The sequence below is a fragment of the Hephaestia sp. MAHUQ-44 genome, assembly GCF_023806085.1.
Taxonomy (GTDB): domain Bacteria; phylum Pseudomonadota; class Alphaproteobacteria; order Sphingomonadales; family Sphingomonadaceae; genus Sphingomonas.
This window is the reverse complement of record NZ_JAMSLX010000001.1, coordinates 227,756-247,153: the sequence shown is the minus strand read 5'-3', so window position 1 is coordinate 247,153 and position 19,398 is coordinate 227,756. Positions and strand designations below refer to the sequence as shown.

General features: G+C 68.6%; 19 protein-coding genes. 10 read left to right on the top strand and 9 right to left on the bottom strand.

From position 1 onward, the window contains the following. Positions 1 to 41: 41 nt before the first annotated feature. From NFE57_RS01120 to NFE57_RS01100, 5 genes are all read right to left on the bottom strand, one after another. The gene (locus NFE57_RS01120) at positions 42 to 1,688 is read right to left on the bottom strand and encodes an MFS transporter (protein WP_252133712.1); all 1,647 of its coding nucleotides are present in this window, start codon (positions 1,686 to 1,688) and stop codon (positions 42 to 44) included. Positions 1,689 to 1,970: 282 nt separating this feature from the next. Continuing rightward, entirely contained in the window at positions 1,971 to 2,162 is a 192-nt protein-coding gene (locus tag NFE57_RS01115; RefSeq protein ID WP_252133711.1) for a hypothetical protein, read from the bottom strand. Beyond that, positions 2,159 to 2,374, bottom strand: a complete 216-nt coding sequence (locus tag NFE57_RS01110) for a hypothetical protein (RefSeq protein ID WP_252133710.1) — start codon at positions 2,372 to 2,374, stop codon at positions 2,159 to 2,161. Before NFE57_RS01110 ends, NFE57_RS01115 begins: the two co-directional genes overlap by 4 nt. A gap of 324 nt (positions 2,375 to 2,698) precedes the next feature. Next, positions 2,699 to 4,093 carry a class II fumarate hydratase gene (gene fumC / locus NFE57_RS01105; RefSeq protein ID WP_252133709.1) on the bottom strand — a complete coding sequence of 465 codons (1,395 nt, stop codon included), beginning with the start codon at positions 4,091 to 4,093 and terminating at the stop codon, positions 2,699 to 2,701. Between the two features lie 149 nt (positions 4,094 to 4,242). Then, positions 4,243 to 4,722: an SspB family protein gene (locus NFE57_RS01100; protein WP_252133708.1), complete on the bottom strand. Its 480-nt coding sequence runs from the start codon at positions 4,720 to 4,722 to the stop codon at positions 4,243 to 4,245. 73 nt (positions 4,723 to 4,795) lie between these two features. Between NFE57_RS01100 and hisB the strand changes: the two genes are divergently transcribed. Genes hisB through hisF form a run of 5 tightly spaced genes read left to right on the top strand, consistent with a single transcriptional unit; the run spans position 4,796 to position 7,791 of the window. Next, positions 4,796 to 5,383, top strand: coding sequence for an imidazoleglycerol-phosphate dehydratase HisB (hisB, locus tag NFE57_RS01095; RefSeq protein ID WP_252133707.1), 588 nt, complete (start codon positions 4,796 to 4,798; stop codon positions 5,381 to 5,383). Then, complete coding sequence (locus NFE57_RS01090; RefSeq protein WP_252133706.1) at positions 5,383 to 5,697, top strand: YciI family protein; 315 nt, start codon at positions 5,383 to 5,385, stop codon at positions 5,695 to 5,697. The genes hisB and NFE57_RS01090 overlap by 1 nt, the downstream gene beginning before the upstream one ends. Next, positions 5,694 to 6,299 carry an imidazole glycerol phosphate synthase subunit HisH gene (gene hisH / locus NFE57_RS01085; protein WP_252133705.1) on the top strand — a complete coding sequence of 202 codons (606 nt, stop codon included), beginning with the start codon at positions 5,694 to 5,696 and terminating at the stop codon, positions 6,297 to 6,299. The genes NFE57_RS01090 and hisH overlap by 4 nt, the downstream gene beginning before the upstream one ends. Then, positions 6,287 to 7,024: a 1-(5-phosphoribosyl)-5-[(5-phosphoribosylamino)methylideneamino]imidazole-4-carboxamide isomerase gene (gene hisA / locus NFE57_RS01080; RefSeq protein ID WP_252133704.1), complete on the top strand. Its 738-nt coding sequence runs from the start codon at positions 6,287 to 6,289 to the stop codon at positions 7,022 to 7,024. Before hisH ends, hisA begins: the two co-directional genes overlap by 13 nt. Next, entirely contained in the window at positions 7,021 to 7,791 is a 771-nt protein-coding gene (gene hisF / locus NFE57_RS01075; RefSeq protein WP_252133703.1) for an imidazole glycerol phosphate synthase subunit HisF, read from the top strand. The genes hisA and hisF overlap by 4 nt, the downstream gene beginning before the upstream one ends. Positions 7,792 to 7,932: 141 nt before the next feature. Here hisF and rdgB read toward each other — a convergent pair whose 3' ends face one another. Both rdgB and rph read right to left on the bottom strand, forming a co-directional pair. Then, complete coding sequence (gene rdgB, locus NFE57_RS01070) at positions 7,933 to 8,568, bottom strand: RdgB/HAM1 family non-canonical purine NTP pyrophosphatase (RefSeq protein ID WP_252133702.1); 636 nt, start codon at positions 8,566 to 8,568, stop codon at positions 7,933 to 7,935. Then, positions 8,565 to 9,281, bottom strand: coding sequence for a ribonuclease PH (rph, locus tag NFE57_RS01065; RefSeq protein WP_252133701.1), 717 nt, complete (start codon positions 9,279 to 9,281; stop codon positions 8,565 to 8,567). The genes rdgB and rph overlap by 4 nt, the downstream gene beginning before the upstream one ends. Before the next feature lie 181 nt (positions 9,282 to 9,462). On the opposite strand from rph, the gene hrcA reads away from it, so the two are divergent. Then, the gene (gene hrcA, locus NFE57_RS01060) at positions 9,463 to 10,509 is read left to right on the top strand and encodes a heat-inducible transcriptional repressor HrcA (RefSeq protein ID WP_252133904.1); all 1,047 of its coding nucleotides are present in this window, start codon (positions 9,463 to 9,465) and stop codon (positions 10,507 to 10,509) included. Between the two features lie 113 nt (positions 10,510 to 10,622). Then, the gene (grpE, locus tag NFE57_RS01055; protein WP_252133700.1) at positions 10,623 to 11,171 is read left to right on the top strand and encodes a nucleotide exchange factor GrpE; all 549 of its coding nucleotides are present in this window, start codon (positions 10,623 to 10,625) and stop codon (positions 11,169 to 11,171) included. Between the two features lie 135 nt (positions 11,172 to 11,306). Here the strand turns inward: grpE and NFE57_RS01050 are convergent, their stop codons facing one another. Next, positions 11,307 to 12,473, bottom strand: a complete 1,167-nt coding sequence (locus tag NFE57_RS01050) for a PrnB family protein (RefSeq protein ID WP_252133699.1) — start codon at positions 12,471 to 12,473, stop codon at positions 11,307 to 11,309. A 167-nt stretch (positions 12,474 to 12,640) separates the two neighbouring features. On the opposite strand from NFE57_RS01050, the gene NFE57_RS01045 reads away from it, so the two are divergent. Continuing rightward, complete coding sequence (locus NFE57_RS01045) at positions 12,641 to 15,949, top strand: PAS domain-containing protein (protein ID WP_252133698.1); 3,309 nt, start codon at positions 12,641 to 12,643, stop codon at positions 15,947 to 15,949. Here NFE57_RS01045 and queG read toward each other — a convergent pair. After that, a complete protein-coding gene (gene queG / locus NFE57_RS01040) occupies positions 15,924 to 17,066 on the bottom strand; it encodes a tRNA epoxyqueuosine(34) reductase QueG (protein ID WP_252133697.1) in 1,143 nt (380 codons plus the stop codon). The genes NFE57_RS01045 and queG overlap by 26 nt on opposite strands. Before the next feature lie 74 nt (positions 17,067 to 17,140). Here queG and NFE57_RS01035 point away from each other — a divergent pair, with 74 nt between their 5' ends. Together NFE57_RS01035 and NFE57_RS01030 are read left to right on the top strand one after the other, a co-directional pair. After that, positions 17,141 to 18,058 carry an ABC transporter ATP-binding protein gene (locus NFE57_RS01035; protein WP_252133696.1) on the top strand — a complete coding sequence of 306 codons (918 nt, stop codon included), beginning with the start codon at positions 17,141 to 17,143 and terminating at the stop codon, positions 18,056 to 18,058. Beyond that, the gene (locus NFE57_RS01030; protein ID WP_252133695.1) at positions 18,055 to 19,275 is read left to right on the top strand and encodes an ABC transporter permease; all 1,221 of its coding nucleotides are present in this window, start codon (positions 18,055 to 18,057) and stop codon (positions 19,273 to 19,275) included. The genes NFE57_RS01035 and NFE57_RS01030 overlap by 4 nt, the downstream gene beginning before the upstream one ends. The last annotated feature ends 123 nt before the right edge of the window (positions 19,276 to 19,398 follow it).

Sequence of the window (19,398 nt, the reverse complement as noted above, 5' to 3'; positions counted from 1 at the left end):
TGCGGGATGCGCGCGCGCCGGTGTGGGGCCGGGCGGTGGGTTTACCAATGCACCTGCCGCAAGCCCGGCAGGATATTGCCCAGCCGGTCGCCCAGCGTCGCGGAGATGTCGCGTTCGAGCATCCGCGTCACCGGCGGGGGCCAGGCGCCGCGGTGGAGGCGGCGGAGTTCTTCGGTGACAGCGGCATCGGCGCGGGTGCGGCGCTGGTTGTGGCGGACGTAATCGAGCCAGGTGGGCACGTGATAGCGCTCGATCCAGCGCGTGCGATCGGCAAGGTCGCGCAGCAGATGCCAGTGGCGCGCGCCGTCGCGGCGGCGGATGCGGCGGCGCTCGGCCATCACCGTCAGGAAGGCGACCTCGTCCTGCTCGGCGATATCGTAGGAGATGGTGACGACCACCGGGCCGCTGCGCGCGTTGACGGGAACATCGGTGTCCGGGGCGGTGAAGTCGCGCAGCGGGGCGAGATCGAGATCATCGACCGGGGCGAGGCGGAACGGCAGCGCGACGACCAGCGCGACGATCTGGACGAGGCCCGCCACGATCAGCGCGGTGCCGACATGATGCAGATCGGCGACGACGCCCCACACCCAGCTGCCCAGCGCCATGCCGCCGAAGGTCGCCATCTGGTAGAGCGCGAGCGCGCGCCCCACCACCCAGCGCGGCGCGGCGAGCTGGATGACGGTGTTGAAGCTCGACAGCACGATGATCCACGCCGCCCCGGTGATCGCGAGCGCGAGCAGCGTAAGCGGCAGAAAGGGTGAGACGCCGGCGATGACGGTCGCGATCGCGAAGGCGAGGCTCGCGATCCGCACCACCCCCTCGGTCGAGAGCCGCTGGTGCAGGACGCCGCTGCCGACGGCGCCGCCGACCGCACCGATCCCGAACGCCCCCAGCAAGACGCCGTAGGTGAACGAGCCGCCGCCGACGAGATCGCGCGCGACCAGCGGCAGCAGCGCCTGGATCACGATCGAGCCCACGCCGAACAGCGTCGAGCGGACGAGCACGACGAGGATGTGCGGCGACATCGCGACATAGCGCACGCCCGCGGCCATCGCATCGCCGATCCGTTCGCGCGGCAGCGTGCGTTCGGGAAGCTCGGGGTGCCAGCGGCCGAGCACCCCGATCAGCCCGAGATAGGACAGGACGTTGAACGCGAAGGCGGCGGCGGCGCCGAACGCGGCGACGATCATCCCGCCGACCGCCGGGCCGACGCTGCGCGCGAGGTTGAACCCCATCGAATTGAGCGTGACCGCCCCCGCGAGATCCTCACGCGGCACCATCTCGCCGACCGAGCTTTGCCAGGCGGGGCGGTTGAAGGCGTTGCCGCAGCCGATCAGGAAAGTGAAGACGAGCAGCAGCCACGGCGTCACCACATCGAAAAAGGTGACCAGGCACAGCCCCGCCGAGGCGAGGAACAGGAACCATTGCGCGCCGATCAGCACCCGCCGCCGATCGAACTGGTCGGCGATCGCGCCCGCCATCAGCGACAGCAGCATCACCGGCAGCGCCTTCGACGCCTGGACCAGCGCGACCATGCTGGCGGGGGCCGAAAGCAGCACCATCATCCACGCCGCGCCGACGCCCTCGATCAGCCCGCCGAAATTGGAGACGGTGTTCGCGATCCACACCGATCGGAAGGTGCGGTGGCGGAACGGTCGGAACAGGGAAAGGCGGGGGGCGTCGGCCAACGTGGTGCGGGGCTCCTTGCAGCGTGCGTCTTCTTGAGTGCCGGTGGGGCGGGAATCAAGCCGTCTGCGCCGCCCCGGACGAAATCGTGATCGTGTGTGGCCGTGCCGCCGCGATGAGGCGGTCTTTCGCTTCGCTGAAGACGCGCGGCCCTTCGACAGGCTCAGGGCGAACGGTTCGGAACGGACGCTGGGCGCCCAGAGTCGATCCGGTTCTCATCGAACCGGAGCGTCCCTGGATTATCTTTTGATTGCCGTTATTTTCGGGTCGCCAGATGGAATAATCTAGCGCCGTGCCTTGCGGCGGTCATAGGCTTTCTTGGCGGCATAGGCGCCGCCGAGCGCGAGGCCGAGCGGGCCGAGACGACGCATCGCGCCCACCGCGACCGCGCCGATCGCGGCGCCCTTGATCCCGCTTTTGCCGTCGCGGCGGTCGATTTCGCGGCCCACAAGCGCGCCGATGAGCTTGCCGATCATGCCGTCTCTCCCTCTTTCGCGACCCGATCCCAGGCCGCGCCCAACCCGCGCAGCACCAGCCAGCCGACCGCCCAGGTGGCGGCGACCGGCACCGCGACCTTGAGGACGTTCGCCGCCACCGCGCCGACGATCGCGCCGTCGACCGCGCCGTCATCCCCGCTCATGCCGTCGATCGCGGCGCCGACGATGGCGCCGATGGTGGTTGCTCCCATGGAGTGCTCCTTGCCTTGGTATCGGGGGTTCAATCCCCGGAAAGGGGGGCGGGTTCCCGCAGGGCGGCAAAAGCGGTGCGCGCCGGGGATGTCGGATGCGGTTCGCCATCCCAAGGGCGCGGGCGCTCGTGGAGGGTTGGCCCCCGGCACAAGGCCGGGGTGACGGGAAGAATGGGGTGTTTGAGAAATCGCGAAAGGGCGATTTCCGAAGCGGCACCGGCCCACTCCCCCACCCGGCCACCCATAGAATACCCTGTTGGGTGGCCGGGTGGGGGAGTGGGCCGGTGCCGCAATGCGCCGAAAGGCGCATTCCCAAGCTTACGCTTAGCGGCCGACCATGGTTTCGGGGCGGACGACGCGATCGAACGTGGCTTCGTCGACCAGCCCGAGCGCGAGCCCCGATTGTTTGAGCGTCAGCCCCTTTTCATGGGCGTTCTTGGCGATCTTCGCGGCGTTGTCATAGCCGATCTCGGGGGCGAGCGCGGTGACGAGCATCAGCGAGCGGCCGACCAGATCGGCGATCTGCTGTTCGTTGGCCTCGATCCCGTCGACGCAGCGCTCGGCGAAGCTGGCCATGCCGATCGCCATCAGATGGGTCGAGCGCAACACGTTGGCGCCGATCAGCGGCATGAACACGTTGAGCTCGAAATGGCCCTGCATCCCGCCGACGGTGACCGCCTGGTTGTTGCCGATCACCTGGGCTGCCACCATCGTCAGCGATTCGCACTGCGTGGGGTTGACCTTGCCGGGCATGATCGAGCTGCCCGGCTCGTTGGCGGGTAGCGACAATTCGCCGAGCCCCGAGCGCGGGCCCGAGCCGAGGAAGCGGATGTCGTTGGCGATCTTGTTGAGCGCGACCGCGAGCGTGTTGAGCGCGCCCGAGAAGAACACCAGCCCGTCCTTGGCGGCGAGCTGCTCGAACTTGTTGGGGGCGGGCTCGAATGCCATGCCGGCGATATCGGAGATCGCCGCCGCCATGTCCCCGGCCCAGCCCGCGGGCGCATTGAGGCCGGTGCCGACCGCGGTGCCGCCGATCGCGAGCTTGCGCAGATTGCCGTCGAGCGCGCCGGTGAGGCGCGCGCGGCAACTGATGAGCTGCGCGGCATAGCCCGAAAATTCCTGCCCGAGCGTGAGCGGGGTCGCATCCTGCGTGTGGGTGCGGCCGATCTTGACGATATGATCCCACGCCTTCGCCTTGGCGGTGAGCGCGCCTTCGAGCCGATCGAGCGCGGGGAACAGCGCGTCGTTGGCGGCGCGCGCGGCGGCGACGTGGAGCGCGGTCGGGAAGCTGTCGTTCGACGACTGGCTCATGTTGACGTGATCGTTGGGGTGGACCGGCGTCTTGCCGCCGCGCGTGCCGGCGAGCATTTCGTTGGCGCGGCCCGCGATCACCTCGTTGACGTTCATGTTGGTCTGGGTACCGCTGCCGGTCTGCCAGATCACGAGCGGGAATTGATCGTCGAGCTTGCCGGCGATGACTTCCTGCGCGGCGGCCTCGATCGCGTCGGCGATTTTGGCGTCGAGCCCGTGCTTGCGGTTCACGCGCGCCGCGGCCTGCTTCACGATCGCCTGCGCGTGGACGATGTCGATCGGCATGCGTTCGGTGGCGCCGAACGGGAAATTCTCGATCGAACGCTGCGTCTGCGCGCCCCAATAAGCGTCTGCGGGAACCGCAATCGCGCCCAGCGAATCGGTTTCGGTGCGGGTCGTCTCAGTCACACAGCCTCCATTCGCCCCGCGTTGGTCGAAGGGCCGCTCTTGTCGTGTGACAGGCGCTCTAGAGCGAAGGACGGTGTTTCGACAAGGCTCGCCTGAGCTTGTCGAAGGGCTCGGCACCGACGCAAAATGGGGGCGCAGCGCCGGGCCGCTTATTTCTTGCGCTTGAAATCCACCGCGACGACGTTCGAGCCGTCTTCGATCGGCTCGGCCACGGGGCCGTCGTTTTCGGGCTCGCCGATGTGTTCCTCATCGGCTTCCTGCGCCTGGAAGCGCAGCTCGAAATTGACCGCGGGATCGTGGAAGCCGGTGATCGCCGCATAGGGAATCACGAGCTTCGACGGAATCTGGTTGAAGCTGAGCCCGACCGAAAAGCGTTCGGCATCGACCGTCAGATCCCAGAAGCGATTCTGGAGCACGATCGTCATCTCGTCGGGAAAACGCTCGATCAGGCGCTGCGGGATGTCGACGCCGGGCGCCTGCGTCTTGAAGGTGATGTAGAAATGATGCTCGCCGGGCGCCGTGCCGCCGTTTTCGGCAACCGAACCGAGCACGCGGCCGACCACCGCGCGCAACGCTTCCTGGACGATTTCGTCGTAGGGAATCAGGCTATCGGGCAGGCCATCGGTCATCCGCGCATGAAGTAACGCGCTTTGGCCCGCGGTCAAGATTGCATGGTGCGGCCAACACGCTATGGACGCGACCATGCGTACCGCCACCATCGCCCGCAAGACGAGCGAAACCTCGATCGACGTGGCCGTCAACATCGACGGCACCGGCCGCTACACCGTTTCGACGGGAATCGGTTTCTTCGACCATATGCTCGAGCAGCTCTCGCGCCATTCGCTGATCGACCTCGACGTGAAAACGGTGGGCGACCTCCATATCGACCAGCATCACACCGTCGAGGATACCGGGATCGCGGTGGGCGAGGCGATTGCCAAGGCGCTGGGCGAGAAGCGCGGCATCCGCCGGTATGGCGACGCGCTGAGCCCGATGGACGAGACGCTGACGCGGGTCGCGCTCGATATTTCGGGGCGGCCGTATCTGGTGTGGAAATGCCCGTTTTCGCAAAAGCGACTCGGCGAGATGGATACCGAGATGTTCGAGCATTTCTTCCACAGCTTCGCGCACGGCGCGGGGCTGACGCTCCACATCGAGCTGCTCCACGGCAAGAACAACCACCATATCATCGAAGCGGCGTTCAAGGGCGTGGCGCGCAGCCTGCGTGCGGCGGTCGAGATCGATCCGCGCAAGGCCGATGCGATCCCCTCGACCAAGGGGATGCTGTGATGACCGACGGCTTTCGCAGTTCGGGGCCGCTCTCGATCATCCTGCTGACCTATGTCGCGCCGCTCGAGGACGTCGACGCGCAGTTGAAGGCGCATGTCGCCTGGCTCGAGGCCGGGTTTGCCGAGGGGGTGTTCCTGATCGCCGGGCGGCGCGATCCGCGCGTCGGTGGCGTCATCATCGCGCGCGGCGCCGCCGACGAGGTGGCCGCGATCGCCCAGACCGATCCGTTCGTGACCAGCGGGGTCGCGACCGTCGAGCTGGTGCCGTTCAACGCCAGCTTTGCCGCACCGGAGATCGCCGGGCTGCTCGCATGAGCATCGCGCTGGTCGATTACGGCGCGGGCAATCTCCAGTCGGTCGCCAACGCGCTCCACGCCGCGGGCGCCGCCGACCTGATCGTCACCGCCGATCCCGACGCGATCGCGCGCGCCGATCGGATCGTGCTGCCCGGCGTCGGTGCGTTCGGCGCGTGCGCGGCGGCGCTCCGGGCGATCCCCGGCATGATCGCGGCGCTCGACACCCGCGTGCGCGGCGAGGGCGCGCCCTTTCTGGGGGTGTGCGTGGGGATGCAGCTGATGGCCGATCGCGGCGACGAGCAGGGCAGCCATGAAGGGCTCGGCTGGATCGCGGGGACGGTGCAGGCGCTGCACCCGGCCGATCCAGGTGCCAAGGTGCCGCATATGGGCTGGAACGATGTGGTGCCGGTGGCCGACCACCCGCTGATCGTGCCCGGCGAGGCCTATTTTCTGCACGGCTACGCCTTTGCGGGCGATCATGTGCTTGCGGTGACCGACCATGGTGGTCCCGTCACCGCCGCGATCGGGCGCGACAATATGCTCGGCGTCCAGTTCCACCCCGAAAAGAGCCAGCGCTACGGCATTGCGCTGCTGGAAAGGTTTCTTGCATGGCGGCCCTGATCGTTTTCCCCGCGATCGACCTCAAGCAAGGCAAGGTCGTGCGCCTTGCCGAGGGCGATATGGCGCGCGTGACGATCTATGGCGACGATCCCGCCGCGCAGGCGCGCAGCTTTGCCGACGCGGGCGCGACGCATCTGCATGTCGTCGATCTCGACGGCGCGTTTGCGGGCGGTTCGGTCAATGGCGAGGTCGTCGCTGCGGTGGTCGAAGCCTTTCCGGGCCATGTCCAGCTGGGCGGCGGGATTCGCACGCGCGACGCGATCGAACGCTGGTTCGAGCTTGGCGTTGCGCGGGTCGTGATCGGCACCGCCGCGCTCAAGAACCCCGATCTGGTACGCACCGCCGCGCGCGACTTTCCCGGCGGGATCGTGGTCGCGGTCGATGCCAAGCATGGCATGGTCGCGACCGAAGGCTGGGCCGACGTGTCCGACGTGTCGGTGGTCGATATGGCGCGCCGGTTCGAGGATGCGGGCGTGGCGAGCCTGCTCTTCACCGATGTCGGCCGCGACGGGCTGCTCAAGGGCGTCAATATCGAGGCAACCGTCGATCTCGCGCGCGCGACCGACCTGCCGGTGATCGCCTCGGGCGGGGTCGCGGGGATTGCCGATATCCATATGCTCGCGCTTCATGCGAAGGACGGGATCGAGGGCGTGATTACCGGCCGGGCGCTCTACGACGGGCGGCTCGACCTGGCGGCGGCGCTGAGCGTGGCGGCCGCGGCGTGACCGTTCGCGCGCGCGTGATCCCGTGCCTCGACGTGGCCAATGGCCGCGTGGTCAAGGGTGTCAATTTCGTCGATCTCAAGGATGCCGGCGATCCCGTGGAACAGGCGCGCGCCTATGACGCGGCGGGCGCGGACGAATTGTGCTTCCTCGACATCACCGCGACGCATGAGGCGCGCGGCACGATCATCGACGTGGTGCGGCGCACGGCCGAGGTGTGCTTCATGCCGCTGACCGTCGGCGGCGGGGTACGCAGCGCCGAGGATGCGCGCGCGCTGCTGCTCGCCGGCGCGGACAAGGTCGCGGTCAATTCGGCCGCCGTGGCGCGGCCCGAGGTCGTGTCCGACATCGCCGGGCGGTTCGGCAGCCAATGCTGCGTCGCCAGCGTCGATGCGCGGCGCGTGGGCGAGGGCGCCTGGGAGGTGTTCACCCACGGCGGGCGACGCGCGACGGGAATCGATGCGGTCGCGCACGCACGGCATCTGGCGGAATTGGGGGCGGGCGAGTTGCTCGTCACCTCGATGGATCGCGACGGGACGCGCGACGGCTATGATCTCGATCTGGTCCGCACGATCGCCGATTCGGTGGCGGTGCCGGTGATCGCGAGCGGCGGCGTCGGTGGGCTCGATGATCTGGTCGCGGGGATACGCGACGGCCATGCCAGCGCGGTGCTGGCGGCGTCGATCTTCCATTTCGGTGAGGCCAGCATCGCCGACGCGCACGCCGCGCTGGCCGCGGCGGGGATCGCGGTGCGGACGCCGATTGCCTGAGGCTGGCGGCGTTTGTGGCGCCGCGCTCTCTCATAAATTGCCGTCACCCCGGCCTTGTGCCGGGGTCCAACGCGCCTCAGGCGCTAGCGCTCGTGGAGGGTTGGATGCCGGAACAAGTCCGGCATGACGGGAAGGGGAAGGTTACAGGACCGCGGAGACCATCTGGCGGAAGGCGTCGGCGCGGTGGCTGATCGCGTGCTTGGCGTCGGGGTCCATCTCGCCGAAGGTCTGGGCGCCGTCGGTGGGCAGGAACACCGGATCGTAGCCGAAGCCGTGGTCGCCGCGCGGCGGCCAGACCAAGGTGCCGTCGACGCGGCCCTCGAACCATTCGACATGGCCGTCGGGCCAGGCCAGCGCGAGCGCGCAAATGAAATGCGCGCCGCGCCCGGCATTGGGGCCGGCGTCGCCGAGCCGGGTTTCGACGCGGCGCATCGCCTCGTTGAAATCGCGTCCCGTGGCGGTTTCCGCCCAGCGCGCCGAGAAAATGCCGGGCTCGCCGTCGAGCGCGTCGACGCACAGCCCGCTATCGTCGGCGAGCGCGGGGAGGCCGGAGAGGTCCGACGCCTGGCGCGCCTTCAATTCGGCATTGGCGACGAAGGTGGTGCCGGTCTCCTCGGGCTCGGGCAGGCCGAGCGCCTTGGCCGAGACCGTGTCGATCCCATAAGGGGCGAGCAGGGCACCGATCTCGCGGACCTTGCCGGCATTGTGGCTGGCGATCACGAGCTTGCCGGGGGCGAGCTTGCGGATCGCCTGCGGTGCGGTGCCCTCGCCGCTCACGAAGCGAGCGCCTTGTCCTGCGCGCGGAAAATCTCGGTGCAGCCCATCCGCGCGAGTCGCAGCAGCCGCAGCAGGCTTTCCTCGTCATAGGTCGCGCCCTCGGCGGTCGCCTGCGCCTCGGCGATATGGCCGTTTTCGAGCAGCACGAAATTAGCGTCGGCGTCGGCGTTCGAATCCTCGTCATAATCGAGATCGAGCACCGGATTGCCCTGATAGATACCGCACGACACCGCCGCGACCTTCTGGCGGATCGGATCGACTGTCAGCTTGCCGTCCTTGAGCAGGCCGTTGACGGCGAGTCGCAGCGCCACCCACGCGCCCGAAATCGCGGCGGTACGGGTGCCGCCATCGGCCTGGATGACGTCGCAATCGAGCGTGATCTGGCGTTCACCGAGCAGCTTCAAGTCGGTGACGGCGCGCAACGACCGGCCGATCAGCCGCTGGATTTCCTGCGTGCGCCCCGATTGCTTGCCCTTGGCGGCCTCGCGGCTGCCGCGCGTGTGCGTGGCGCGCGGGAGCATCCCATATTCGGCCGTCACCCAGCCCTCACCCTTGCCGCGCAGCCAGGGCGGCAGGCGTTCCTCGACGCTCGCGGTCACCAGCACGCGCGTATCGCCGAAGCCGATCAGCACCGATCCCTCGGCGTGGCGGGTGAAATGCGGTTCGATCGTGACGGGTCGCATCTGGTCTGGGGCGCGGCCGGAAGGGCGCATGCGGGTCTCCTTGCTTGGGTCGGTCGTGGTCAATGGTTCAGGCGTGCACCTAGACGCGCCGGACGCGGCACGCCAGTCTCCCACGGCGGTAACGCACGAAACGCATGACCGGGCGCGACAATGAACCGCGAAACGGGGACGTCTGCTTCCATCCGCCACCGGGAGACCCTAGATGAGCGTGATGCCGGCCTCGCCCATCACCGAACTCAGCGATCGCGCGCGTGACGTCTTTCGGGCGGTGGTCGAGAATTATATCGATTCGGGCGCGCCGGTGGGCTCGCGGACGATATCGCAGCTTTCGGGGCTTCATCTGTCGCCCGCCTCGATCCGCGGTGTGATGCAGGAGCTGGAGGAACTGGGGCTGCTCGCCGCGCCCTATACCAGCGCGGGGCGGATGCCGACCGATATTGGATTGCGGCTGTTCGTCGACGGGATGATGCAGGCGCTCGAACCCTCGGCCGACGAACGTGCCGCGATCGAGGCGCGGATCGGGCGCGGCGGCGGGCCGATCGAAGATGCGCTGGCGGCGACCACCGCCGCGCTGTCGGGGCTGTCGGCGTGCGCGGGGCTGGTGTTCGTGCCCAAGCGCGAACTGGTGGTGCGCCAGTTCGCGTTCGTGCCCTTGTCGCCGGTCAAGGCGATGGCGGTGATCGTCAGCGAGGACGGCTCGATCGAGAATCGCGTCATCGATCTGCCGCCCGGCGTCGGCGCCGCCGCGCTGGTCCAGGCGGGCAATTATATGAGCGCGATGCTCTCCGGGTTGACGCTGGGCGAGGCGCGGGCGCGGATCGAGCACCAGATCGATGCCGAGCGCGCCGCGCTCGACGATGCGGCGCGCGCACTGATCGAACAGGGGCTTGCGGTGTGGAGTGAGGATGGCGATCGCCGCCCGGTGCTGATCGTGCGCGGGCAGGCGCGGCTGATCGACGACGCCGCCGCCGCCGATCTGGAGCGCGTGCGCGAGTTGCTCGACGACCTCGAAGGCAAGCAGGAGATCGCCCGGCTGCTCGACAGCGCGCGCGAGGGCGATGCGACGCGGATCTTCATCGGCGCCGAAAACAAGCTGTTTGCCTTGTCGGGATCGTCGGTGATCGCCAAGCCGTTCCACGGGGTCGACGGCCATGTGGTGGGCGTGGTGGGCGTGATCGGCCCGACCCGGTTGAACTATGCGCGCGTTGTGCCAATGGTGGATTTCACCGCGGCGACGCTCGCAAGGTTGATGACCTGAGGCTTGATGAAGTCGGTGCCGGCCCGCTTCCCCTCCCGGCCACCCATAGAATACTGCCGTTGGGTGGCCGGGAGGGGGAGCGGGCCGGCACCGAAGAACGAAGAGAAAGAACAATGATCGAAGACGACAAGACCCCGGTAGCCGACGCCGAGGACAGCGCCGAGGCCCCGGCCGGCGCCGAGCCCGATGCCGCGGCCGGCTTTGCCGCGCTTGAGGAAGAACTGGCCGAGGCCAAGCAGGCCGTGCTCTATGCGCAGGCTGAGGTGCTCAACGTGCGCCGCCGCGCGGAAAAGGAAGCCGCCGACGCGCGCACCTATGCCGCGACCGGTTTCGCGCGCGACATCCTGTCGGTGTCGGACAATCTGGCGCGCGGGCTTGCCGCCATCCCCGACGATCTGCGCAGCGACGACAAGATCAAGGGGCTGGTCGCCGGGATCGAGGCGACCGCGCGCGAGCTCGATTCGGTGTTCCAGCGCCACGGCATCAGCAAGATCGTGGCGATGGACGAAATGCTCGATCCCAACCGCCATCAGGCGATGTTTGAAGTGCCCACCGCCGATGTCGCGCCGGGGACGATCGTGCAGGAAATCCAGACGGGCTACATGATCCGCGACCGGCTGCTCAGGCCGGCGCTGGTGGGGGTGGCGAAGAAGCCCGACTGAGGCGGGGTTCGGGGAGCGCCAACGTTCAGCCCCCCGCCACCCCGGACTTGTTCCGGGGTCTAACCCTCCACGAGCGGTAGCGTATGAGGCACGTTGGATCCCGGAACGAGTCCGGGGTGACGGATTTGCGGGTGCCTAGAGCATCTGGCGTTCGGTCTCGTTGCGGTGCTTTTTGAGGTATTTCATGAACGGCGTGCCGCCGGTGCCGACATTGGGGTCGTTACCCGCGCCCGCCGGGGCCTGATGCGCGATATAGGTCGCGGCGAAGCGCAGGTGCATCGTGCGGAACTCGGCGACCGCCTGGATCGCGGCGTTGAACGCGGCCTTGAGCGAGCCGCCGGTGTCGCGGGCGAAGGCGCGTAGCTGGCTCGCGGCCGCCAGATCCTCGATGAAGGCGCGGTGGCGCGGCAGCCGGTAGCGGTGGAGGTCTTCGAGGAAGACGCGCAGCTCGTCGCGCTCGTGGGTGACGCCGAACAGCGCATCCATCGCGGGGACGATCGAGCTTTGCGAGCCGGTCTGCCCGCGCATCGCGATCGGCCGCTCGGCGAAGCGATCGACGCCTTCGTAGACCATCCCCTGCGGCAGTGCCGGATTGTCGTGCCAGCCGTTGAGATAGGGGCGGATGCGGGTGAAGTAGAAGGCGGGATCGCAGCGCTCGGTCATGCGATCGAAAATGCCGCAGATCGCGCGCCATACGGTCGCGAGGTCGTGGAGCATCGCCTCGGCGGCAAGCGCGTCGCGCGCGTCGGCGGCGTGCGTCAGCTCGACCGCGAGATCGAGCGCGGGGCCGGCGGCGGCCTCGATCGCGACGTGCGTGAGCACGAACCCGGCCTCGTCGGTGCCGCCCGCGAAATGCTGGTGCATCGCGATATTGTCGAACACGATCGGCTGGCTTTTGTCGATCCGCAGCCAGTTATCGAGCACATAGCCCGAATAATTCATCACCGGCGGCACCCCGAGCGTGTCGGCGATGCGGACGAAGGGCACCGCGAGATTGGCGGGCAGGCGGTGCGACGGATCGGGTTCGCCCCAGACATAGGCCTGGGTCAGGAACGAATAGCGCACCATCGCGACGATCAGCTCGGCTTCGCCCGCGTGCGCGAGGAACCCATCCACATCGGGCAGCGGCAGCCGATCGAGCCAGTGGCGGACGCGACCGGTGGTGAGCAGATCGGGCAACAGCCGGCCCGCCGCCTCGATCTCGTCGAAATCGGGGGGCAGCGCGACCTCGTCGCTTTCACGCTGCGACAGGAAACCGCGATCGGCCGCGAGCCCGTAATGCGCGAGATCCCCGAGCGCCATCGAGTCCATATCCTATCATTTGCAACTAAATCCTGCCGCGTCTCTATCGCGGGCGCGGGGGCGTTGCCAACCTCCTGTCGCACGATCGACGCCTCGCATTGACAAGCGGCGGCTGTGCCCGCCACGGTTACGCCGCCGATGCCCACCGATCCGCCCCCCATCGCGCGATGACCGCCTCGCCCGACTTCCTCGCCGGCGGCGGCGATATGGGCGCTCGCATTCGCGCGTTCGACTGGGCGGCGACGCCGCTTGGCCCGGCGGAGCACTGGCCTGCCGCGCTGCGCGTCGCGGTCAACATCTGCCTCCATTCGGGCCAGCCGACCGCGGTCTATTGGGGCCCCGAGCTGCGGCTGATCTACAACGACGCCTGGGCGCCGATCGCCGGCGAGCGCCATTCCTGGGCGCTGGGCCAGCCCGCGCACGCGGTCTGCGCCGACGTCTGGGATGTGCTGGCGCCGCAGTTCGCGGGGGTGATCGACACCGGCGAGGGCTTTGCCACGGTCGGTCAGATGCTGATGATCGAGCGCGGCGGCGCGCGCCGCGAGACCTATTGGGATTACAGCTTCAGCCCGATTCGCGATGACGACGGCACCGTGCTCGGGGTGTTCAACCAGGGAGCCGAGACGACCGCGAAGGTATTCGTCGAACGATCCAATATCGCCGAACTCGAGCGCTTTTCGGCGATGCTCGAACAGGCGCCGGGGGCGGTCGCGCTGCTGCGCGGGCCGGACCATGTGTTCGATTTCGCCAACCGCGCCTATTTCGATCTGGTCGGGCGCGATGACATTATCGGCCGCACCGTGGCCGAGGCGATCCCCGAAGTGATCGACCAGGGCTTTGTCGCGCTGCTCGATCAGGTGTTTACCAGTGGCACGCCGTTCCGGGGCCATTCGGTGCCGGTCGAACTGGCGCGCGGCAGCGGGCGCGAGGAGCGGCTGCTCGATTTCGTCTACCAGCCGGTGCGCGATGCCGGCGGCGCGGTCGCGGGCATTTTCGTCGAGGCGACCGATTCGACCGAACGCGCCTGGGCCGAGACGGCGCTGCGCGAGAGCGAGGAACGGCTCCAGCTTGCGCTTGATTCGTCGGGGACGATCGGGATCTGGGATTGGGACGTGCCCACCGGCCGTATCCATGGCGACGAGCGATTCGCGCGGCTGTGCGGGCTCGATCCGGCGATCGCGGCCCAAGGCGTTTCGTTCATCGAGATGATCCGGCGGCTGCATCCCGACGATCTCGAGCGCGTGCGCGCCGAGATCAGCGGCGTGTTCGAAACCGGCCGCGAATATGTGGTCGAATATCGCGTGCGCGGCGAGGGCGGCGGGTGGCGATGGATCCACGCGCGCGGCCGGTGCAGCTTCGATGCCGAGGGCGTGCCGCAGCGCTTTGCCGGGGTCGCGATCGACGTCAGTGAGCGCAAGGCCAACGATGCCGCGCTAGTGGCGGCCAAGGAAGAACGCGACTTCATCCTCGATCTCGCCGAACGCCAGCGGGTCGAGAACGATGCCGAGGCGATCATGGCGATCGGCGCCGAGGCGCTGGGCCGGCGGCTGGGGGCCGATCGCGCGGGGTTCCTGCGGATCGTCGATGGCGATCAGATCGCGTTCGGGGTCGGCTGGAGCGACGGCAGCGTGCCGCCGATCGAGGGCCGCGCGCCGCTTGCCATGCTCGGCAGCAATCTGCGCAGCGCCGCGCTTGAGGGCGCCACGCTCAAATTTCACGATTCGCGCAGCAGCGCGCGATTCGCGGGCACGATGATCCCCGCGCTCAAGATCGTGTCGGGGATCGGCGTGCCGTTGCTGCGCGACGGGCGTTTCGATGGCGGTTTCTACATCACCCAGGCGCAGCCGCGCTGGTGGACGCCGGCCGAGATCGCGCTGAGCGAGGAGGTCGCGATCCTGTCATGGGATTCGGTGGCGCGCGCCGATGCGCTCGCGTCGCTGCGCGACCTCAACCGCGCATTGATCGGCGAGGTCGAGGATCGCACCGCCGAGCGCGACCGGATCTGGGAGGTGAGCCAGGACATGCTGGGGATCGCCGGCGCCGACGGCACCTGGCTGAGCGTCAACCCGGCGTGGGAGCGCGAGCTTGGCTGGGCGCCCAGCCAGATCGTCGGGCGGACCTCCGAATGGCTCGAACATCCCGACGATCGCACGCGCACCAGCGCCGAGGTCGCGCGGCTTGGCGAGGATGTCGAGACCGTCGCGTTCGAGAATCGCTTTCGCAGCAAGACGGGCGGCTACCGCACGCTGTCATGGAAGGCCGTGCTCGCCGATGGCCGGCTCTACACCACCGCGCGCGACGTGACTGCCGAGCGCGAATTGGGCGAGCAATTGCGCCAGGCGCAGAAGATGGAGGCGGTGGGCCAGCTCACGGGGGGGATCGCGCACGATTTCAATAACCTGCTGACGGGCATTTCGGGCGCGATGGAAATGCTCGACCTGCGGCTGTCGCAGGGGCGCACCGGCGATCTCGCGCGCTATATCGGCGTTGCGCAGACCGCGACCGCGCGCGCGGCGGCGCTCACTCACCGGCTGCTGGCCTTTTCGCGGCGCCAGCCGCTCGATCCGCATCCGATCAACGTGTCGCGGCTGATCGCCGACATGGAGGATCTGGTCCGCCGCACGGTGGGGCCGTCGATCACCGTCGAGATCGTCCACCCGGCCGAACCCTGGCCGGTTCTGGCCGACGCCAACCAGCTCGAAAACGTGTTGCTCAATTTGTCGATCAATGCGCGCGATGCGATGCCCACGGGCGGCAAATTGACGATCCGGAGCGTGTGCGCGCATTTCGAGGGCAAGGCGGCGGCCGATCGCGGGGTCGAGCCGGGCGATTATCTGGCGCTGAGCGTTGCCGATACCGGGACGGGCATGGCGCCCGACGTGCTCGAGCGCGCGTTCGAGCCCTTTTTCACCACCAAGCCCAAGGGGGCCGGGACCGGGCTGGGGTTGTCGATGATCTATGGCTTCGTGCGCCAGTCGCGCGGGCAGCTCAAGATCGAGAGCACGCCGGGCGAGGGGACGACGATCTGGCTGTATCTGCCGCGTCATGATGGGCCGCTGGTCGATGTCGCCCCCGATGTCGCGACGCGCCCGCTGCCCGCGGCGGGGGCCGGCGAAACGGTGCTGCTGGTCGACGACGATCCGATCGTGCGGCTGTTCGTCGGCGAACTGCTCGGCGAACTCGGCTATGGCGCGATCGAGGCGTCGGACGGCGCGGCGGCGGTCGAATTGCTGCGATCGGACGTGCGGATCGATCTGCTGGTTACCGATATCGGGCTGCCGGGGGCGATGAACGGGCGGCAGGTCGCCGATGTCGCCCGCGCCAGCCGCCCCGATCTGCCGATCCTGTTCATCACCGGCTATGCCGATGCGGTGACGGGCAACGACCAGCTTGAGGCGGGGATGCGGCTCGTCACCAAGCCGTTCACGATGGACGTGCTGGGGCAGCGGATCAGGGCGATGCTCGATCGGGGCTGAGCGCGGCCCATTCGGCGATGACATCGGAATCGGTTTCGCCTGCATGGCGCGCGTGTTCGGCGCGGCAGCGCGCGGGATCGAGCCGGGCCAGCGCCCAGATCGCGGCGCCGCGCACGACCGGGGCGGCATCGTCGAGCAGCGCCGCGACCGGCGTGGCCAGCGTGGTGTCGCCGCTGTTGCCCGCCGCGATCAGCGCGTTGCGCACCATCCGATCACGCCCGATGCGCTTGATCGGCGAGCCCGAAAATACCTGGCGGAAATCCGCGTCGTCGAGCGCGAGCAGATCGGCGAGGCGCGGCGCCGTCAGCTCCGCGCGCGGGGCGAAGGCGAGATTGGCGTGCGCGGCGACCGCGAACTTGTTCCACGGGCACGCGGCGAGGCAATCGTCGCAGCCATAGATATGGTTGCCGATGCCGGGGCGCAGATCGGCCGGGATCGGGCCCTTGAGCTCGATCGTCAGATACGAGATGCAGCGCCGGGCATCGAGTTGGTAGGGGGCGGGGAAGGCATTGGTCGGGCACGCGCGCTGGCACGCGTCGCACGAGCCGCAGGTATCGTGGCCCGGCGTATCGGGCGTCAGCGCGAGCGTGGTGTAGATCGCGCCCAGAAACAGCCAACTGCCGTGCGTCCGGCTGACGAGGTTGGTGTGCTTCCCCTGCCAGCCGAGCCCGGCGGCTTCGGACAGCGGCTTTTCCATCACGGGCGCGGTATCGACGAATACCTTGAGATCGCTGCCCGGCGCCTCCGCCACGATCCAGCGCGCGACCGCCTTCAACTTGCGTTTGACCAGATCGTGATAGTCGCTGCCCCGCGCATAGACCGAGATGCGGCCATGATCGGGGTGATCGGCGAGCGCCATCGGATCGGTGGCGGGGGCGTAGCTCATCCCCAGCGCGATCACCGAGCGGACCTCGGGCCACAGCCCTTGCGGCGCGGCGCGCTGCTCCGCGCGTTCCTCCATCCAGATCATGGTGCCGTGGCGGCCGTCGTCAAGCCATTGCCGCAGCCGCGTGCCGGCCCGCGGCGCGGCATCGGCGCGCGCGATTCCGCAGGCGATGAACCCTTCGGCTTCGGCCTGCGCTTTCAGGCGTGCCTCGAACGACTTGTGTTCGACCATGCCGAGCCGCTAGCACGGGAAGACGAGAAGCACAGCCTTTCCCTGATGCGCGGATCGGCCAAGCGGGGAATCGCATGACGCAGGATCTGGCGCTGAGTGCCACCGGTCTGGTCAAGAAATTCGGTGGGCGGCGCGTGGTCGACGGGGTCGATATCGCGGTGCCGCGCGGGGTGATCTACGGCGTGCTCGGCCCCAATGGCGCGGGCAAGACGACCACGCTCAGGATGCTGCTCGGGATCATCGAGCCCGATGCGGGGAGCCGCGAACTGCTCGGTTTCACGCGGCCGCGCCGCGCGAGCGACCGGGTCGGCTATCTGCCCGAGGAGCGCGGGCTGTACCCGGCGATGAAGGCGGTCGAGGCGATCGCCTTCATGGGCGCGCTGCGCGGGCTCGACTGGCGCACCGGGCGCAAGCGCGCGCGCGAGATGCTGGCCGATGCCGGGATGGCCGACGCCGCCGATGAGAAGATCCGCAAGCTCTCCAAGGGGATGGCGCAGCTCGTCCAATTGGTGGGCTCGATCGTCCATCACCCCGAATTGCTGGTACTCGACGAGCCGTTTTCGGGGCTCGATCCGGTCAACCAGGAAAAGCTCGAGAAACTGATCCGCGCCGAGCGCGCGCGCGGCGCGACGATCCTGTTTTCGACGCATGTCATGGCCCATGCCGAGCGGCTGTGCGACCGGCTGGCGATCATCGCGCGCGGCAAAAGGCGGTTCGAGGGGACGGTGGCCGATGCGCGCGGGATGCTGCCGCTCCAGGTTCGCTACGTACCGCACCATCCGGGCGAGGGGCTGGCGGCGTTGCTGCCCGACGATGCCGTGCGCGAGTCCGACGGCTGGCGGTTCACGATGCCCAAGGAGGGGATCGAGACGCTGCTGTCGCGGCTGATCGCGGCGGGGCACGGGATTTCGGGGCTGTCGATCGAACGGCCGAGCCTGCACGACGCGTTCGTCCGCATCGTCGGGCGCGACGCGCTGGAGGACGCGGCATGAAGCGCAACCTTCGCCAGACGATGACGATCGCGCGGCGCGATTTCATCGCCACCGTGTTCACCCCCACCTTCCTGATCTTCCTGCTCGCGCCGCTGATCATGGCGTCGTTCGGTGCGATCGGCGGGCTGGGCGCCGCGACGATGGCCGAAGGATCGGTCGATCGCAGCCGGATCGTCGCGATGGTGCCGCCCGACGAGGGCGCGCGCATCGTGGCGGTGGATGCAGCGTTGCGCACCGTGTTCCGCGCACCCGAAGCACCGCCCGCGTTGCGCATCGTGCCCCCCGGCGCCGATCCGGCGGCCGAGGCGCGCGCGCTGTTCGACGCGCGCGATGTCGAATCGGCGGCGGTGCTCTACGGCCCGCTCGAGCGGCCGACGATCCTCTATGGCGCGCAAGGCGAGCGCACCGCCGATTACATGGCCGAACTCGCCGAACAGACGCTGCGTGCCGAGCGGGTGGGGGGCGTCGCGCTGAGTGTGGCGACGCGGACGCCGATCGTGCGCGACGGCGCCTCGGTATCGGGGCAGCATCAGGCGGCGTTCTTCACGGTGTTCGCGATCTTCCTGCTGACCGTGCTGCTCGCGGGGCAGGCGGTGGGGACGATGGCCGAGGAGCGATCGAACAAGGTGATCGAGGTGCTTGCCGCCGCGGTGCCGCTCGAATCGGTGTTCCTCGGCAAGCTGATCGGGATGTTCGGCGTCGCGATGGTGTTCATCGCCTTCTGGGGGACGATCACGACCCAGATCGGCACCTTCCTGCCGCCCGAGGCGATGCAGGCGCTGCGCGGGATCGGCCCCGCGGTGGGCTTTCCGGTCTTCGTGCCGCTGTTCTTCGCCTATTTCACGATGGCGTACATGCTGCTGGGCGCGGTGTTCCTGGGGGTGGGCGCGCAGGCCTCGACGATCCGCGAGATCCAGATGCTGTCGCTGCCGATCACGATCCTGCAGGTGGCGATGTTCGGCTGGGCCTCGGCGGCGGCGTCGAACCCCGGCACCTGGGTGGCGACCGCCGCGGAGATTTTCCCGCTTTCCTCGCCGTTCGCGATGGCCGCGCACGCCGCGAACGCGCCCGATCTGTGGCCGCACGCGCTCGCGCTGGCGTGGCAATTGCTGTGGGTGTCGATCGTGATCTGGGTGAGCGCGGGCTGGTTCCGGCGCGGCGTGCTGCAATCGGGCGGGGGCCGTCGCGGGTGGCGGGCGCTGTTCCGGCGGGGCTGATCGCATCGGCTATTGACATTGGTGTCAGTTAGCGTTGTGCTGGGGTGTGTCCACCCAAGTGGAAGCGGTGCCGGACCGGTACCGAACCCGGACGTCGGTTTACCGATGCCGGCCAAAAAGGAG

Excerpts from the sequence above, each read along its gene's own strand:
- NFE57_RS01035 (WP_252133696.1), top strand. The coding sequence starts at position 17,141 with ATGACGCAGGATCTGGCGCTGAGTGCCACCGGTCTGGTCAAGAAATTC.
- NFE57_RS01110 (WP_252133710.1), bottom strand. The coding sequence starts at position 2,374 with ATGGGAGCAACCACCATCGGCGCCATCGTCGGCGCCGCGATCGACGGC.
- rph (WP_252133701.1), bottom strand. The coding sequence starts at position 9,281 with ATGCGCCCTTCCGGCCGCGCCCCAGACCAGATGCGACCCGTCACGATC.
- NFE57_RS01030 (WP_252133695.1), top strand. The coding sequence starts at position 18,055 with ATGAAGCGCAACCTTCGCCAGACGATGACGATCGCGCGGCGCGATTTC.
- hisA (WP_252133704.1), top strand. The coding sequence starts at position 6,287 with ATGGCGGCCCTGATCGTTTTCCCCGCGATCGACCTCAAGCAAGGCAAG.
- NFE57_RS01090 (WP_252133706.1), top strand. The coding sequence starts at position 5,383 with ATGACCGACGGCTTTCGCAGTTCGGGGCCGCTCTCGATCATCCTGCTG.
- NFE57_RS01050 (WP_252133699.1), bottom strand. The coding sequence starts at position 12,473 with ATGGCGCTCGGGGATCTCGCGCATTACGGGCTCGCGGCCGATCGCGGT.
- queG (WP_252133697.1), bottom strand. The coding sequence starts at position 17,066 with ATGGTCGAACACAAGTCGTTCGAGGCACGCCTGAAAGCGCAGGCCGAA.
- NFE57_RS01115 (WP_252133711.1), bottom strand. The coding sequence starts at position 2,162 with ATGATCGGCAAGCTCATCGGCGCGCTTGTGGGCCGCGAAATCGACCGC.
- hrcA (WP_252133904.1), top strand. The coding sequence starts at position 9,463 with ATGCCGGCCTCGCCCATCACCGAACTCAGCGATCGCGCGCGTGACGTC.
- NFE57_RS01100 (WP_252133708.1), bottom strand. The coding sequence starts at position 4,722 with ATGACCGATGGCCTGCCCGATAGCCTGATTCCCTACGACGAAATCGTC.
- grpE (WP_252133700.1), top strand. The coding sequence starts at position 10,623 with ATGATCGAAGACGACAAGACCCCGGTAGCCGACGCCGAGGACAGCGCC.
- hisH (WP_252133705.1), top strand. The coding sequence starts at position 5,694 with ATGAGCATCGCGCTGGTCGATTACGGCGCGGGCAATCTCCAGTCGGTC.
- hisB (WP_252133707.1), top strand. The coding sequence starts at position 4,796 with ATGCGTACCGCCACCATCGCCCGCAAGACGAGCGAAACCTCGATCGAC.
- NFE57_RS01045 (WP_252133698.1), top strand. The coding sequence starts at position 12,641 with ATGACCGCCTCGCCCGACTTCCTCGCCGGCGGCGGCGATATGGGCGCT.